General features: G+C 64.0%; 16 protein-coding genes. 4 read left to right on the top strand and 12 right to left on the bottom strand.

Annotated features, from left to right (window positions below):
* Positions 1-9: 9 nt before the first annotated feature.
* Positions 10-861, bottom strand: coding sequence for an alpha/beta fold hydrolase (locus A3AC_RS0102945; RefSeq protein WP_025597144.1), 852 nt, complete (start codon positions 859-861; stop codon positions 10-12).
* Positions 862-984: 123 nt separating this feature from the next.
* Here A3AC_RS0102945 and A3AC_RS0102940 point away from each other — a divergent pair, with 123 nt between their 5' ends.
* Both A3AC_RS0102940 and A3AC_RS0102935 read left to right on the top strand, forming a co-directional pair.
* Positions 985-1,806 (top strand): LysR substrate-binding domain-containing protein, encoded by an 822-nt coding sequence (locus tag A3AC_RS0102940; RefSeq protein WP_198017971.1) that lies wholly within the window; start codon positions 985-987, stop codon positions 1,804-1,806.
* Between the two features lie 132 nt (positions 1,807-1,938).
* Positions 1,939-2,859: an ATP adenylyltransferase family protein gene (locus A3AC_RS0102935; RefSeq protein ID WP_025597140.1), complete on the top strand. Its 921-nt coding sequence runs from the start codon at positions 1,939-1,941 to the stop codon at positions 2,857-2,859.
* Between the two features lie 22 nt (positions 2,860-2,881).
* Here A3AC_RS0102935 and A3AC_RS0102930 read toward each other — a convergent pair whose 3' ends face one another.
* Both A3AC_RS0102930 and A3AC_RS0102925 read right to left on the bottom strand, forming a co-directional pair.
* Complete coding sequence (locus A3AC_RS0102930; protein ID WP_025597138.1) at positions 2,882-4,123, bottom strand: NAD(P)/FAD-dependent oxidoreductase; 1,242 nt, start codon at positions 4,121-4,123, stop codon at positions 2,882-2,884.
* 108 nt (positions 4,124-4,231) lie between these two features.
* A complete protein-coding gene (locus A3AC_RS0102925; RefSeq protein ID WP_025597136.1) occupies positions 4,232-5,029 on the bottom strand; it encodes an ABC transporter substrate-binding protein in 798 nt (265 codons plus the stop codon).
* Positions 5,030-5,267: 238 nt separating this feature from the next.
* Here A3AC_RS0102925 and A3AC_RS0102920 point away from each other — a divergent pair, with 238 nt between their 5' ends.
* Both A3AC_RS0102920 and A3AC_RS0102915 read left to right on the top strand, forming a co-directional pair.
* A complete protein-coding gene (locus tag A3AC_RS0102920; protein ID WP_025597135.1) occupies positions 5,268-6,230 on the top strand; it encodes an ornithine cyclodeaminase family protein in 963 nt (320 codons plus the stop codon).
* 112 nt (positions 6,231-6,342) lie between these two features.
* Complete coding sequence (locus A3AC_RS0102915) at positions 6,343-6,987, top strand: helix-turn-helix transcriptional regulator (protein WP_025597133.1); 645 nt, start codon at positions 6,343-6,345, stop codon at positions 6,985-6,987.
* A gap of 47 nt (positions 6,988-7,034) precedes the next feature.
* Here A3AC_RS0102915 and A3AC_RS0102910 read toward each other — a convergent pair whose 3' ends face one another.
* The 9 genes from A3AC_RS0102910 to A3AC_RS0102870 all read right to left on the bottom strand — a co-directional run bounded on the left by A3AC_RS0102910 (position 7,035) and on the right by A3AC_RS0102870 (position 15,335).
* Positions 7,035-8,030 (bottom strand): MxaL protein, encoded by a 996-nt coding sequence (locus A3AC_RS0102910; RefSeq protein ID WP_051361555.1) that lies wholly within the window; start codon positions 8,028-8,030, stop codon positions 7,035-7,037.
* Positions 8,031-8,074: 44 nt separating this feature from the next.
* The gene (locus A3AC_RS0102905; RefSeq protein ID WP_025597129.1) at positions 8,075-8,644 is read right to left on the bottom strand and encodes a hypothetical protein; all 570 of its coding nucleotides are present in this window, start codon (positions 8,642-8,644) and stop codon (positions 8,075-8,077) included.
* Positions 8,641-9,630 (bottom strand): vWA domain-containing protein, encoded by a 990-nt coding sequence (locus A3AC_RS0102900; protein ID WP_025597127.1) that lies wholly within the window; start codon positions 9,628-9,630, stop codon positions 8,641-8,643. Before A3AC_RS0102900 ends, A3AC_RS0102905 begins: the two co-directional genes overlap by 4 nt.
* A 5-nt stretch (positions 9,631-9,635) precedes the next feature.
* The gene (locus A3AC_RS0102895; protein ID WP_025597125.1) at positions 9,636-10,586 is read right to left on the bottom strand and encodes a hypothetical protein; all 951 of its coding nucleotides are present in this window, start codon (positions 10,584-10,586) and stop codon (positions 9,636-9,638) included.
* Positions 10,583-11,464, bottom strand: coding sequence for a DUF58 domain-containing protein (locus A3AC_RS0102890; protein WP_025597123.1), 882 nt, complete (start codon positions 11,462-11,464; stop codon positions 10,583-10,585). The genes A3AC_RS0102895 and A3AC_RS0102890 overlap by 4 nt, the downstream gene beginning before the upstream one ends.
* Before the next feature lie 3 nt (positions 11,465-11,467).
* Positions 11,468-12,487: an AAA family ATPase gene (locus tag A3AC_RS0102885; RefSeq protein ID WP_025597121.1), complete on the bottom strand. Its 1,020-nt coding sequence runs from the start codon at positions 12,485-12,487 to the stop codon at positions 11,468-11,470.
* 51 nt (positions 12,488-12,538) lie between these two features.
* Positions 12,539-13,528 carry a LysR family transcriptional regulator gene (locus tag A3AC_RS0102880; protein WP_025597119.1) on the bottom strand — a complete coding sequence of 330 codons (990 nt, stop codon included), beginning with the start codon at positions 13,526-13,528 and terminating at the stop codon, positions 12,539-12,541.
* A gap of 11 nt (positions 13,529-13,539) precedes the next feature.
* The gene (locus A3AC_RS0102875) at positions 13,540-14,286 is read right to left on the bottom strand and encodes a hypothetical protein (RefSeq protein WP_442856461.1); all 747 of its coding nucleotides are present in this window, start codon (positions 14,284-14,286) and stop codon (positions 13,540-13,542) included.
* 137 nt (positions 14,287-14,423) lie between these two features.
* A complete protein-coding gene (locus A3AC_RS0102870) occupies positions 14,424-15,335 on the bottom strand; it encodes a substrate-binding domain-containing protein (RefSeq protein WP_025597116.1) in 912 nt (303 codons plus the stop codon).
* Between the last annotated feature and the right edge of the window lie 20 nt (positions 15,336-15,355).

The following is a 15,355-nucleotide window of genomic DNA, read 5'->3' as shown; positions in this document are numbered from 1 at the left end:
AGCCGCCGCTCAAAAGCTCGCGAACGAATGTATGAGCCGGTTAAAGGCGCCCGCGTTGGACACGTTCATGCCGTGCGATGCCCCCGCGATGGTCTGCCGGTCCGCGTAGTCGATCCACTGCGCGAGCTTTTCGACGTTGTTGCGGAACATGCGGGGGCTGCGCTGCCCTTCAATGAGAAGCGTTCTGCATTTCACGCCGCGCGCCGCCTCTCGCGAATACGCGGGCAGCGGATCGCGAAGCTGCTTCGGCAATGTGGCCGCGTTATCGGCGGCCATCGTGCGAAAGGCAACCGAACTCTTGCGCCACGAGCCGGGCGCGCTCACCGAGTCGACGAACAATTCGAGTCCGGCCTCGATCTCGCCGCCTTCAATCAATTCGGCCACGCGCGCGCGCAGCGCGTTGGTCGCGGCGGGCAACGCCGCCTCGGCCATGCTGTCCGTCTGCAACGGACCGCCGGGATCCGCGAGCGTGAGCGTCTTCACGAGGCGCGGGTACTCGCGCGCCACGTGAAATGCCACGGATCCTCCACGCGAATGCCCGACCAGATGAACCGGCGCGATGTCGAGCGCCTCGATGAACTCGGCCAGTTCCGCAACATGGGTCTGCCAGCCGAACTCGCCCTGAATGCAAGCCTCGCCCGCCGGCCAGTAGTGGCTGAGGCTCACTGAAATGCAGCGAAAATGTGCTGAAAGTGCCGCCGTCTGCGCGCTCCAGTAGCGGTAGTCGCACAGCGAGCCGTGCACGAACACGAGGGGCTCGCCCTCTCCGCACTCCACGTACGGCACGCAAATGCCCGACGCAATCGTCGCAAACGAGAGTTCGGGCGCGGCAAGCAGGGAGAAATCGGTTCGGGCGTTCATACACTGGCTCCTTTGCCAGCACTATGCCGTACGTCAACATTTAAGAAAATCGCGTAATATTGATGGAATCCATCTATTTTTCTGATACTACCCTTGAAAGCCCTTGACCTCGACGTGATGACGATGATCGTCGCAGTGGCCGACGCCGGAAATATCAGCCGCGCGGCGGAGATCGTGCACCGGTCGCAGTCGGCGGTGAGCATGCAGATCAAGACGCTCGAAACCGCGCTCGGCAAGCCGCTGTTCGTGCGCAAGCCAAGAAGCGTGCTGCCCACCCAGGACGGCGAAGTGCTGCTCGCCTACGCGCGCCGCATGCTGGCCTTGCGCGACGAAGCGTGGGCGGCCGTGGTCCGGCCCGACGTGACTGGCCGCGTGAGCATCGGCGTGCCGGACGACTACGCGTCGTCGCTCCTGCCGCCCATCCTCAAGAAATTTTCCGCGACCTACCCGAAGGTGGAGATTCGGGTGGTCGGCCTGCCGAGCGTCGCGCTTGCGCCCATGGTGAAAGACGGCTCCGTCGATCTTGTCTGCGCGACGCGCGTCAAGGGCCTGGCTGGAGAATTTTTGCGGCTCGAGCCGATGGTATGGGCCGCATCGCCGAGCGCGCACGACATCTGGCGAGAAAGGCCTTTGCCGATTGCGGTGTTTCTGCCGGGCAGCGTCGCGCGCGAGAATGCGATCCGCAGCCTCGAACACGCGGGAATCAGCTATCGCACCTCGTATGAAAGCCCGAGTCTGATGGGGCTTGTCTCGATGGCTGAAGCGGGCCTTGCCGTGGTCCCGCTCGCGAAATGCGCGGTGCCCGCGCATTTCGCGCTTCTCGGCCAGACGCAGGGCTTGCCTGAAATCGCGGCGCTGGAAGTGGTGCTCGCGAGAAGCACGGCATCCAAGCGCCCGCCGTGCGATTTTCTGGCCGAGAAGATCATCGCCGAATTGCGGCGCTAGGCTGTTGCTGCGGCGCCGGCGGCTCCGGTTGCGAGTTGCGAGTTGCGAGTTGCAAGACACGTCGCGCGAGACTCCCGCGCCGAGTGTATAAAGAAAGCTGCACCTCGCGCAGAACAGAAGCCGCTTATTTCGATGAACACGCCTCCTCGCGAACCGTCCGGCCACTTGTGGCCCGCTATCTTGCGCCAGACCGGGCACGCGCTCGCTTGCGGCGCGCTGCACCCCATACAGACCACCCGCACGACGATCGAAGACGGCGGCGTGCGCTTTCTGATCCGGCAAGTGTCGAGCCTCGAACGCAAGGAGCAGGACGCACGGCGACGCAAGACAGACGCGGCCACCAATTGTGCGATCAACCCTTTCCTGCCCTGCGACGCGAATCTGTTCGTCGCCGATATCTCGGACACGCATCTCCTGCTGCTCAACAAGTTCAACGTGATCGACCACCATCTGCTGGTCGTGACGCGACGCTTCGAGTTGCAGGAAAACCTGCTGAACCTGGCCGACTTCTACGCGCTATTCGATTGCATGACGCAGTTCGAGGGCCTGGGTTTTTACAACAGCGGGCCGGCCGCCGGCGCGAGTCAGCCACACAAGCATCTGCAGATCGTGCCGCTGCCGCTCGACGAAAGCGCGCCTCACGTGCCGATCGAGTCGTTGCTCGCCACCGCGCGCACGGATGGTGCAGTCTGCACGGTGCCTGGCCTCGGCTTTCCGCATGCGTTCACACGCCTCGATACGAAGCTTGCGGACCGGCCGCCGGAACTGGCCCGCAGCGCATTCGACAAGTACCTGTCTCTGCTCGACGCGGCCGGCCTGCACGCCGTCGTGGTGAACGGCGAAGCACGGCAATCGGCGCCCTACAATCTCCTCGTCACCACGCGATGGATGATGCTCGTGCCTCGCCGCGCCGAACGTGCGGAGGGAATCGCAGTCAATGCGCTGGGGTTCGCAGGGTCGCTCTTCGTTCGCGACGACATGCAGATGCAAACCATCCGCGAGCTGGGTCCAATGAATGTGCTGCGGCGAGTCGCTGGAATAATGGCGGACTAGCCTTACGCGAGCCAGGCAGCTCTTACCCGAACCGCTCGACGCGAAACGGATGTGGATCGACGAAAGGCTGCGCGCCCGTCATCATGTCAGCAAGCAGCCGCCCTGTGACCGGGCCGAGCGTCAATCCATGATGATTGTGGCCGAACGAGAACCACAGACCCCGATGTCGCGGCGCCGCTCCGATGATAGGCCGCATGTCCGGCGTGCAGGGGCGCAAGCCGAGCCAGGGGTTCGCGTCCAGCCGCTCGCCGAGTCCAAACACTGACTTCGCGAGGCGCTCCGCGCGCTCGAGCTGGATGCCCGTAGGCCTCGCATCGCGCCGCGCGATTTCCACGCCTGTTGTCAGCCGCAAGCGCCCTTGCATCGGAGCCACGACGTAGCCTTGCTCAGAGTCGACGTAGGGCATGGAGAGCATCGGCTTCGTCGGCTGGTAATGCATGTGATAGCCGCGTTTTGCGCGCAGCGGAATGCGATAGCCGAGCGGCTCGAACACCTTGTCGGACCATGGACCGAGCGCGACCACAACGTCTTTCGCACTGATGCGGTCCGAAGATGTCTGCACGGTCCATGCGCCGGCCTGCGCCTCCAGGGACGTGGCGTCACCGGTCAGCAGCGTGCCGCCGTCCTGTTCGAAGAGACGCGCATAACCCTTCGTCAACGCGCCCGGATTAACGATGCTTTTCGGGTCCTGCCAGTGCAGTGCGCCGCAGAATCCGTCGGCGACGCCGGGCTCGTGCGCAGCCAACGCGCCGGCATCGAGCGGGACGACACGCAGTCCATAAGTCCGCGCGTGGGCTTGCGCGGCGGCTACATTGCGCGCGAATTCCGCCGGCGTGCGAAACGCCTCGGTCCAGCCCTTGCTGACGGCGAGCTCCGAAAGACCCGCGCGCGCAATCAGCAGATCGTGCTCGGCGACGCTTTGACGGATCAACGGCAGCATGTCACGCGCCGCGCTCATGAGCCGCTCGGGCGACGACTCCCACCAGAAGCGCGCGAGCCAGCCCGCGAAAGACGGCAACGCGCGATAGTCCCAGTAAAGATCAGTCGACTGGTTGCGCGCATAGCGCATCAGCGTTCCGATACTGCGCGGAAATGCATAAGGCACGACAGACGAGGACTCGATCAACCCCGCATTGCCGAAACTGGTTTCCTCACCAGGCGCGCGCCGGTCGACGAGCGCTACGCGCCGCCCCCGATCCTGCAAATGCAGCGCGGCTGACACACCGACTATTCCAGCGCCCAGCACGATTACATCGAAATCCATAAGCTCGCTCTGTTTGCCCCGCCAAAACCGCACTGCCCGATTGAACGACACATGCATGCGCGGCCAGCGCTCAATCGCCCGCGCCAGCCCGCAATGCGTTGCTTTACATTACTTCGCGATGATGTCGCGATTGAAGTACTTTTGCGAGAGCGCGCTCAGCGTGCCGTCTTTCTTCAGAGCCTCGAGCGCAGCGTCAACTTTCTTCGCGAGTGCCTTGTCGCCCTTGCGCAAGCCGAAGCCGGTCCCTTCACCGAGCGTGGCCGGATCGCTGAGCGGCTGACCAGCGATCGCATAGTCGCGCCCGGCCGGCTTCTTAAGGAAGCCGTCTTCAACCGTTTGCGCTTCCTGGACAGCGGCGTCGAGCCGCCCCGCTACCAGGTCCGTGTACACCTGGTCCTGATCCGCGTAAGAGACCACCGATACACCGGCATTAGCCCAATGTGCCTTCAGAAAATCTTCCTGCGACGAACCTTGCAGGACGCCGACGCGCTTGCCCTGCATGCTCTTCACGTCCGGCATCAGGCCTGAGCCGCGCTTCGCAACCATCACGATCGGCACGACATAGATGGGCCGCGTGAAGTCGATGGTCTGCTTGCGCTTTGCGGTGATGTTCATCGCCGAATTGATGACGTCGAATTTGCGCGCCTGCAACGCGGGAATCAGACCGTCGAATGCGTTTTCGACCCACTCGCATTTCACGGCCATCTTCGCGCAGACGGCATTGCCGACGTCCACGTCGAAGCCCTGCAACTGGCCCGTTGCAGACTTGCTTTCGAACGGCGGATAGGCGGCTTCGATGCCGAAGCGCAACGTGTTTTGTGTTTCCGCGCTGACGGTGCCGACCGAACCGACGGAACCGACCACAGCAGCGGCGATGAAAAGCGAGAGTTGGAGCTTACGAAGCATGATGGTTCCCTGTCTGTCTGGGTTCGCGAATCAGCGGCACGAACGCGCGTCGCCTGTCTGCCTTGAGGGGTCAACGCAATGCGTGGGGAAAACCCGCGCCTACGTCCTCTCTGGAACAACAGTCTATTCTGGACTTTGCCAAAAGGAAACGGTTTTCAAAAATAAAAGTCCAGTCTGGACTTTTTGACTTTAGAATGACCCAACACCGAATTTGGCAAACGTTGCGGAGAGCAGGCAGATGAGCAAGACAGATAAGGCAATTCCTCTGATCGTCAACGAGGAAACGGTTCGTAACGCGCTTCCTCAGTTGGACGTGCGCGCAGCGTTGACGCAAATGTTCCGTGCGCTTGCGAAGGACACTGCCGTGCAGCCGCCGCAAACGCTCACGCTGTTGCCGGGCGGCGCAGGCGACTTCATCACCTATCTCGGCGCAATGGCGCATGCCCAGGTTTTCGGCGCGAAGTTGTCGCCTTATATCGTGACCGGGTCGAAACCGATCATCACGGCGTGGACCGCATTGATGTCTATGCAAAGCGGCCAGCCGCTCATGTGGTGCGATGCAGGGCTGCTAACCACCGAGCGCACGGCCGGCACCACGGCGCTCGCCGTTGAACAACTGGCGCCGCCCGACGCGCGCACGCTTGCGGTCGTCGGTAGCGGCGCAGTGGCACAGGCCCACATTCGTCATCTTGCAGCGCTCAGGCAGTGGACCACCATCCAGGTCTTCTCGCGAGATCTACAGGATGACGAAGTAAAGCAGAGGCAAGTCATGGCGCTCGATCAGCGCGTGCGCACTTGCGCCCGCATCGAAGACTGTGTGGCGAATGCCGACGTGATTGCGCTATGCACGTCATCCGGCACGCCCGTGCTCGCAGACGGAATGCTCGGCAAGCCCGCGCTCATTACATCGATCAGCACGAACGTGGCCAACGCTCACGAGATTCCGCCCGCATGGATTCCCGATATGGACGTGTACTGCGACTACCGGCAGACCACTCCTGCAAGCGCCGGCGAAATGAAGCTCGCAGCCGAGCAGCACGGCTGGCATCCGCGCAACCTGATGGGCGATCTGCCTGAACTGCTGTCGCGGGCCGCCGCGAAGCCGGCTTATCGGAAGCATGCGTTTTTCCGCTCGATCGGGCTGGGGCTGGAAGACGTGGCAATCGCATTCGAGCTGTTCAGGCATCTGACGACGCAATAGCGGCGATGCGGCAACACGGCGGTAGCGGACCCACGCATTGCTCATGGCAAAATGCGGTATGAGGTGATGCATGAAAAATGCACCCTTGCGAAACTGGAACCCACCTGTCCTTATGCGAAAGACCAAGACAACGGCCGCGCGTCGCCTTCTTCTCGATCGGTATAGCCGTGTCGCCGACGGCATCGCGCTGCTTTTTTTCCCCTACGTCGAAATCGTCATCCACGACCTGAAGAGTCAGACGGTCGCGTACATCGCGAACAATCTGTCCAAGCGCGAGATTGGCGACGAATCAGCGCTCGAGGAAATCGATCACACTGTCGAGTCGGGCACCATCGGTCCGTATGAAAAGGTCAACTGGGACGGCAGGCGCATGCGCTGCGTGAGCACCGTTCTATTCGACGACGCGGGCGACGCGGTCGGCGTAATGTGCGTGAACTACAACATCGCCGTGTTCGAGGACATCAAGCATGTGATCGACCGCGTTATATCAGGCGCCGGCGTGGTGAAACAGCCCGAGGAACTGTTCCGGGACGACTGGCAGGAGCGCATCAACACGTTTCTTCACTCGTGGCTCCAGGAGCGTCAACTCGCGCTGAACTCGCTGACGCGCGACCATCGCCGCGAACTGGTGGAAGCGCTGTGGGCCGAGGGCGCGTTCAAGGGCAAGAGCGCCGCGAATTACGTTGCGAACGTGCTCGGAATGGGCCGCGCCACCGTCTACCAGCATATCCGCGACCTGCGCGGCGCGGCCGCATGAGCGGCCTTTTTGCAGCCGTTTCGGCCAACTTGACCGGTCAATGACCTTCATTCGACGAGCTCGCCGTTCTGCGCAACGGAGCGGCGCGCGCTGCCCGCATGCAGTGATTGACCCGGACGAGCGCCTCGCGCTGAATCGCCCAACCGTGCGGAAGACTTCGCGCGCAAGCGCATCGACATAGAAGAAACAGCGGTCTCCGGCATGAAGCGCCACACGAGCAGCAGCAACGCCAACAGCGCCGGGCACCAGCGCAAGTCGGTCGGCACGGTCTCGCGCCGACTGAGCCGCACATCCAGCAGCGCGTCGCGCAGGGACTCGGCGTCGATCATGCGGCGATAACCAAAGCCGATTTGCGCGGCCACAGTCGCCAGATAATGCCCCTGCAGCGCGGACAGTTCCTCGTGACTGGCCGCATGAGTCGCGGACGCATGCATCTGCGGAACCTGCACCACCTCGTCCGCTTGCCAGTAGCCGATACGGTTGCCGTGTGCGTCGCTGCGCGGAATCGGCGCCGGCTGATCGCCGCCCACTCCGATCAGCCAGCCCTTCACGTGAGCGGGGTTGACGTCCTGCTTGAGCGCGTCGGAAGGCAGCAGCGGCGGCGCCTCCTGTCCATCGGTCACGAACACGACGGCCGTGCTGCCGCCAAGCTCCTGCGCCACGCGAACCGCCGAATAAACGCCGCCCTCGGCGATGCGGCTGTAGTTGGTCCAGCGCATATGCCCGTCTATCCGGTCGAGCGACGCGAGCAGCGCATCATAGTTGGCGCAGACTTCGACGGGCGGCAGCAGCAGGAAACTGCGCTGTCCGGTAAACGCGCTCCAGCCGATCCTGGTCCCGCACGGCAACTGTCCGAGCGCCTCGCGCATCGCCGCGCGAGCAAACACGAGCCGGCTTACCGGCGCGCCGTTGCGCACGACATCCTCCACGTTCATGCTCTGCGTGATATCGAACGTGACGACGTAGCTCGACGTATTGCGCGGCAAAGCGACGGGCGGCAATACGAGCGCCAGGACCAGCAGCATGAGCGCCGCTGCCGTCATCCAGTGACGTCCCGCGAAAAAGCCTCGCATGCCTGTACCTGGGTTCACGGCAGGTCCCTGCTTTCCGGATCGCGAACCTTCACGTCGTGCTGCTCCTTGACGTCGGGTGCATTGGAAGCCGAACGCGTTTCGGGCACGAGCCACAATGCACGCTCGAGGTTGTAGCGCGCATCCCAATCGTCCGGTGCAATACGCAACAGGGTGCGGTAGCGTGCCTTGGCTTCCTCGACCATCGCGAGCGATTCGACTGCGCCCGCGGCGCCGTGCCCGATGCCCTGGCGCAGATACAGATTGCCCAGGTCGAACAGCGCTGCACGTCCGGTGTCGCTCTCGGGTTGCTCGCGAATCAGCGACTCCAACAATGGACCAGCCGTATCGTAAGCGGCCTGTTTCGAGAGCGCGACGGCGCGCGCGAGTCTGACTTGCGGCGCGTCTTCCATGCTGCCCGCCTCGCGCGGCGCCTGTTTCGCCGCCGCTTTGCTGCTGGCGGCGATAGCCGCAACCGTCTGATTCACCTGCTCCGCTTGCCGCAAGCGCACCCAGTCGTAAGCGGCCACTGCCGCGCAGCACAGCGCGACTGTCCCGAACATGAGATGCACCGCCGCGCGCTTCATGTCCACACCCGCACCTGAAAGAACCGCAAGGCGATGAGCAGCACGCAACCCGCAAGTGCGGCCGCGAAGCAATAGACGCTCAGGTCCTCGCGCGGCAAACGCTCCACGAACGTAGTCTGCACATTCTGCTGACGGTTGATCTCGGCCATCGCGTCCCTCATTGCTTTTGCGTTGCCTGTCTGGAACAAACGATAAGGTGTCTTAAGCGAAAGAAAATAGCGGTGCAATTCTGCTTCCGCCGACGACTCGTTCGCAGGCATCGCGGCATTCAGATCGGGGCTGTAAATGCTGCTGCGAAGATAGATGAAGTACAGCGCGATCTGATTGCGCAGCAGGCCTTCTTCTATCAGTTGCCGCACGCGCGCGTTGAGTTTCGCGCCGCCGTCGGACACCAGCACGATTGCGCGGCGGCTCGACGAGCGCGGCCCGTTGAACTCGCCGATCGCAGTCAGGAGCCCCAGATCGAGCTGCGTGTCAGGCATGCCGCGGCCCACGGCCGTACCGGCAATGGCCGCGTCGATCGCGCGATGATCGTAGGTAAACGGCATCGCCAGTAACGGGCTCGTGCCGAACATCATGAACGCGAGCCGGTCGTTGGGCCGCTGCGCGACGAACTCCGTCAACGAAGCGCGCGCCACCTTGTTCTTGGACTCTCCCGCGCTCACCTCGACGCCCTTGCTGTCGATCGGCTCGTCCATGCTCGCACTGCGGTCCATCAGAATGATGATCTGTGCGCCGCTGCCCGTGCGCAATACCTCGCGAGGAGAACGCCCCGGGCCGGCCAGGCCGACCACGATCGCGAGCATCGCCAGCACCGCACTGCCCTGCGCAATCGCGCCGATCCAGCGTCCGGCGCGATCGTCCGGCAGCCATGCGATCCATGAAAACGCCAGCGTGTCGGCGCGGCGCGGCAGCAGCGGCAGCAACGCGAGCGGCAGCAGTGCGAGCAACCAGGGGTGAGAGAAGTCGAGCGCCATAGTGTTCATCGCGTTCATCGCTGATGACGCTGTTCCGCGCGATACAGCGCCTCGCACAAGCTGCGCAGCGGATAGACGTCGGCCGTCGGGGCGGGCGCAAAGAACCGTTCCGCCGATTGCCGGTAGAACTGTTCCAGTTGCGCGCGCAACGGTTGCAGATAAGGAGCCCGAACGAAGAGGCCCGGCAGCGAGCCCGCGTGCACTACGTGCCCCGCCGTTTCGTTCAGCGCGCGATGCAGGCAGACCCACGCATCCGCGGATGCCTGCGCGCGCGGCCCGGTGGAAGGCTGCATGCGCCGCATCTGCCGCCATGCGCGCGCGAACGGCAGGCGCGCCGACTCGTGCGCATTGCGCCACCACCACCAGCCAGCCCAGCACAACAGCGTCAGCAACGACAAACTGGCAGCGATGCCCGCCTGCCGGCGCAGCGGCGCAGTAGATACCGGCGCAGCCAGCCGGTCCGGCCGCAGCGCTTGCAGGTCGCCGGCATTGAACGGATTGGCAGGCGTCGCGGGCCCGATGCTGAGCGGCCACTCGGCAATCCGCAAGGTCGCCCCCGATGACGACGCCAGCGTCAACGCCGGCAACGCGATCTGCGTGAGGGAGGTTGGCACGTTGACGACCTGGTAGTCGATCGCCATCCAGCGGCGGCCGTCGGCGTCGGTCTCGGTGCGAACGCGCCGGCGCTCTAGCCATGCATCGGTGCGGCCGGGCGAAGGCGGCGTCACGGATCCGACATTGCGGCTGTCGTCTTGCAGCAGAATGCGTTGCGTGAGGACGTCGCCGAGCAGATAGCCGAAAGCGCGCGGCTCCTGCACCGTCGGCTGAAAGGTGGTGCCGCTTATGGTGCCGCTTATGGTGCCGCCTGCCGCCGCGAGGTTAGTCGACGGCGATAGCGCAGGCAGCAGCACGACAGCGACCATCATCGCGGCTCGTATGCCGCGCAGCGAGCCTTGCGCACTCATGCCACCGCCTCCAGAAAGTAACGCGACATGGCCTCCGGATCGAAAGCGCCTTCCATAAAGAACGGCTGCATTGCACGCTTGCCGAACGCTTGCGACAGTTCGGCGCGGCGTCTCGCAACGCGCTCGCGCCAACGCTCGCGCACGCTGGCGCTAAGCCACACCGAGCGCCGCTTGCCCGACTCCGCGTCGCTGACTGAGAGCAGCGGGCCGCCTGCGGGCGGCGCAATTTCGGCAGCATCCCACACGACGATGGGCACAACGTACGCATGCACCAGCGGATCGAGCACCGCGGGTAACGCCGTTAGCGGCCAATGAAAATCGGAGACGAGAAACACCAGCGCCTGTCGGCCCGCGATGCTGGACGCGACGCGACGCAGCGCTTCGGTCGTGCCGTTGCCGCTGCTCGACACAGCGCTGGCGCTATGACGGGCGGTCTCGCGCAGCATCGTCGCCAGAAGATTGCCGATGCCCCGTCCGGAGCGCGGCGGCATGAAGAGATCGTCGCGCGTGCGTTCGTCGAACGCGAGCATGCCCAGCGGATCGCCGACGCGAAACGCGCTGTAGCCCAGTGCTTCAACGAAATCCGCGGCCACCTCCAGTTTCGTTCGACGCGCGCCGAAGCGCATAGACGCCGACACGTCGACAAGCAGTTGCACCGGCACCGCGGCGCGCTGCAAATGCACCCGCACGAGCCATTCGGAACGTGCCGCGCGCACACTCGCCCGCAGGTCGAGGCGGCGCGGGTCCGGATAGTCGAACAGGCGGCCGTGCATGGCGAATTCCTGGCCGGAGCCAAAGCTCGAGCCGCGATGCGAACCGGGCCGGACCCCCGACGAACGCATCGGCAAACGGTAGTGAAACTCCGCTATCACGTTCATGGCTCAGGGCACGGCCAGTCTGCCGACGATCTGAACGATCAGCGCCTCGGCCAGTTCCTGGCGGCGCAACTCGTAGATCGGCGTGAAGAATACGCGGTGCCCGAGCGCGGGCAGCAGCACTGCATGAATGTCCTCGGGAATCAGATGCGTGCGGCCCGCGAGCCATGCCACAACGCGCGCCGCACGCAGCAGCGCGCTCATGCCGCGCGGACTCGCGCCCGCCAGAATGAACCGCTCCATATCCACGCCGTCGAGTGCGATGCCGAAGCGCTGCGGCGTTTCAGTGGCCTGCCAGATGTCCAGCACATAGCGTTCTATCGTCCCGCTCGCTTGCACGCTGTGCTGGATGGCAGCGCCGATCTGATTCAACTGCTCCCACGGCACGATGCCGGGAGACAGCCGCGCAAGCAGCCGGTCCACGTCGTGATAGTCGGCGTCGAAAACGAGCGCTCGGCGCACCTGGGCGTCGTCGGGTGTCGGCATGCCCAGTTCGAACAGAAAGCGATCGCGCGCCGCCGACGCCAGCTCGAAGGTCTCTTCCTTCTCAACCTTGTTGCGATCCGCGAACACGGTCATGTGCGGAAAGCGGTATTCGCGGTCGAACGCCCATACCGAACGCTCGGCCATCGCGCGCAGGAGCAGCGACTGAACCTGCGGACGCGCACGGTTGATCTCGTTGAAGAAGAACGTGGTGAGCCGCTCGCCGTGCCGCAAGAGCGGTCCGGGATCGATACGCGGCCGGCCTTCCGCGTCGACATACGTGTGATAGACGAGGTCGCCCGGCATCAGATCGATGGTGCCTTCCACCCGCTCGAACTCGCCGCCCACGACACGCGCGAACGCGCGCAACACGGTCGTCTTGCCGACGCCCACGCCGCCTTCGAGCAGCACATGGCCGCGCGCGAACAGCGCAACGGTGATGAGCCGGATGACCTGCTGCTGGCCGATCACGGCGCTCGCGACTTCCTCTTCGACTTGCAGCGCGTGCAGACGCCAGTCCTGAAGCTGTTCGCTGGAACCCATCGGTGCAATCTCCTATGGCGGGCACACGCTGCGCCGCCGGAAAAAACCGCTTCACGCGGATGCATCGTCGACCGCCTTCAGCAGAGCCTTGGAGGACTTGCCGGGCGACGTCACGAACACCGCATACTCGCGCTCCAGATAAGCAGCGGCCTCTTCGAGCAGAAATTGGCGGAAGATCATGCAGGTCGGCGAGAGCTGCTTGGCGCGCAAATGCACGATCTGCCAGGTGCGCTCGATCGGCGTGCCGTTGACATCGAGCAGTGCGAGTTCCTTCGTACGCAATTCAAGCAGCAACGTATGCAGCGAAATGAGGCTTACACCCATACCCGCTATCACCGCCTGCTTGATCGTTTCGTTGCTGCCTAGCGTGACCACTTTCGCGGGCGTGAAAAGATGCTGCCGGAACATCTCCTCGGCGGCCATGCGCGTGCCTGAGCCCGGCTCGCGCAGAAGAAACGTGTCGCCGCGCAACTCCTGCAAGTCGAAGCGCCGCGCCCCGGCGAGCGGATGATCCACCGGCGCGATCACCACTTGCGGATGCCATGCGAGCGGCTCGCTTGTGGTGTCGAGCTCGGGCGGCGGGCGTCCCATGATCGCGAGGTCGATCGCGTTGTCCTGCAGGAGGCGCAATAGCGCGTCGCGATTCCCGACCGAGAAGTGCACGTCTACCTTCGGGTAGATATGCGAATACATCGCGAGCAGTTTGGGCGCGAAATACGTGGCCGAACTGACGATGCCCACCGCGATCGAGCCGCTGTCGGCCTGCTTGAGCGACGTCATCGCGTCTTCGGCGTCCTTGATTTCGCCGAGAATCCGGCTCGCGTGATGGCTGAACTTCTCGCCCGCCTCGGTCAACGCGAGCTTGCGCGAAATGCGCTCGAAAAGACGCAGGCCCACGGCCTCCTCGAGTTGATGAATCTGCATCGACACGGCCGGCTGCGTCAGATGCAATTCCTCGGCGGCGCGTGCGAAGCTCGTATAGCGGCACGCCACGACGAAGATCTGCAACTGACGCAGCGTGAGCGAGCGGACGAAATTCACGGCCGCGCCCGCTACCGGCTCGCGCGCGGCGCGTTGGAAGGCTTGACGGGCTCGTTCGGCGAAGGCGGCGCGTTCGGTGCATTCCCCGGGGGCAGCTTGCGCAACACCGCCTGAAAGCTGAGCGTGCGGCTTTGCAGCGGATGCGCGAAATCGTTGTTCGCGCCCGGCACGTCGGTGCGGATCAGCGCGACCTGGCCCGGCACCGTATTCGCAATCACAAACGTATAACGCTTGCCTGTGTACTGCGCAAAACGCTCGGCGTTGGGATCGTCGAGAAACGGCTGCACGACGATCTGCTGCGCTTTCACCGGCTTGCCGTCGATCTGGCTCGTCACCGTTTCGATCTTCGGCCCGGCAGCGAGCGCGAGCCGCACACGCTGCTGGAAATAGCGGCGCTTGCCGCCCGTCAACTGCTCCATCTCTGCAATGTCGCGCTCGAGAAAGTAGATGATCACGGGATTGCACTGCAAGCCGCCGTTCGGCAACGGCACCGCGCCGGTGTGATCGGACACCTGGGCGTCGCCTTTTGCGTTGTCGGGACTCGTCACCAGAACCTTGACGGTATCGCTGCCGTGCGCGGGCGGGTCCGAACTCAGCAGCGCGTAGTCGAGCTCGGTTTGCTGCGCGATGCCGTGCAGATGGTCTGTCGTAAAGATGAGCCGTTCGGCGGGCGAAATATCGCCGGTGCCTGGCGCGGGCGCGGCCGCCTGCACATTGGCCGCGACTCCGCTCATGCCGATCAGGCCCATTACGCCCATCACGCCGATCACGCCTGTTACGGCCACAGCGCCAATCGCGCCCACCACGCGCGCACCGCCTGTCACGCATGCGAAGCTCGCGGCGCACGCCGCGAGCATGCGCCGCCCTCCGCGGCCCGAATCGCCGCGCAATGCCGTCATGGCGAAGCGTCCGCGGGTTTGCCCGCCGGTGCGTCGACGGGTTTCAGAAGCGGCACTTCATAGCTGGTGAGAATGCGGTCGATCTTGTCGTGATTCGCGCCGATCCATTGATCGACCTTGTCCTTCCACGCTTTCTCGCCGTAGCGCACGCCCATCGAAATCGTATAGTCGAAACGGATGCCAGGCGTAGCCGGGAACGGCACGAGCTTCACCGAATCGCCCGAGCGCTTTGCGAAGTAGCCGGCAATCGGCCCCCACAGGAACACCACGTCGACATTGCCCGCCTGCAGATCGCGTTCGATCATCTGGCCGGGATATTCCTGCGGATCGCCGCTTTGCACCTGATACGACACGGCCTGATCGATCAGGTTATGACCGAGCAGCCAGTCGACAGCAGGTGTCTGCGTGAAGATGCCAAAGCGCAGCTTGTGCAACTGGTCCGGCGGCAGCTTGAGCAGATCGTCCGGCGTGTTGATGCCGGCAAGCTCGGGCCGCTTCTTGAACACCATCGCATAAGTGGAGCGCAGATACGGCTGCGTGGTCGAGGTCAGGTCGTAGCCTTTCGGCACGCCGATGATCAGATCGCATTTATAAGCGCCCGTCTCAGGCACCTTCTCGCGCAGCGTGTGGCGCACGAAGCCCATGCGCTGCGGAAAATAGGTGTATTCGAGCTTGTAGCCGAAGTCGCTCGCCATCTGGCTCGCGATGCGGTTCTCGTAGCCCTCGCCCTTGTTGTTCGAGAGCGGCATGTTGTTCGGGTCCGCGCAGACCCGCAGCACGCCGTCGGCGCCGTCGTTGTTGGGCAGCACCTCACCCTGGGCGCGTACCGCGCCGCTTGCGAGCGCCGCGTAGCACAGCGCGCCTGTCACCAGCGCGGCATGCGCGTGCATTGATTTGCGATGACGCATCGAGCACCTCCTGAAGTAGA

This window comes from Burkholderia sp. WSM2230, assembly GCF_000472445.1.
Taxonomy (GTDB): Bacteria; Pseudomonadota; Gammaproteobacteria; order Burkholderiales; family Burkholderiaceae; genus Paraburkholderia.
The sequence above is the reverse complement of the archived record's forward strand: the minus strand, read 5'-3'. Positions and strand labels throughout refer to the sequence as shown.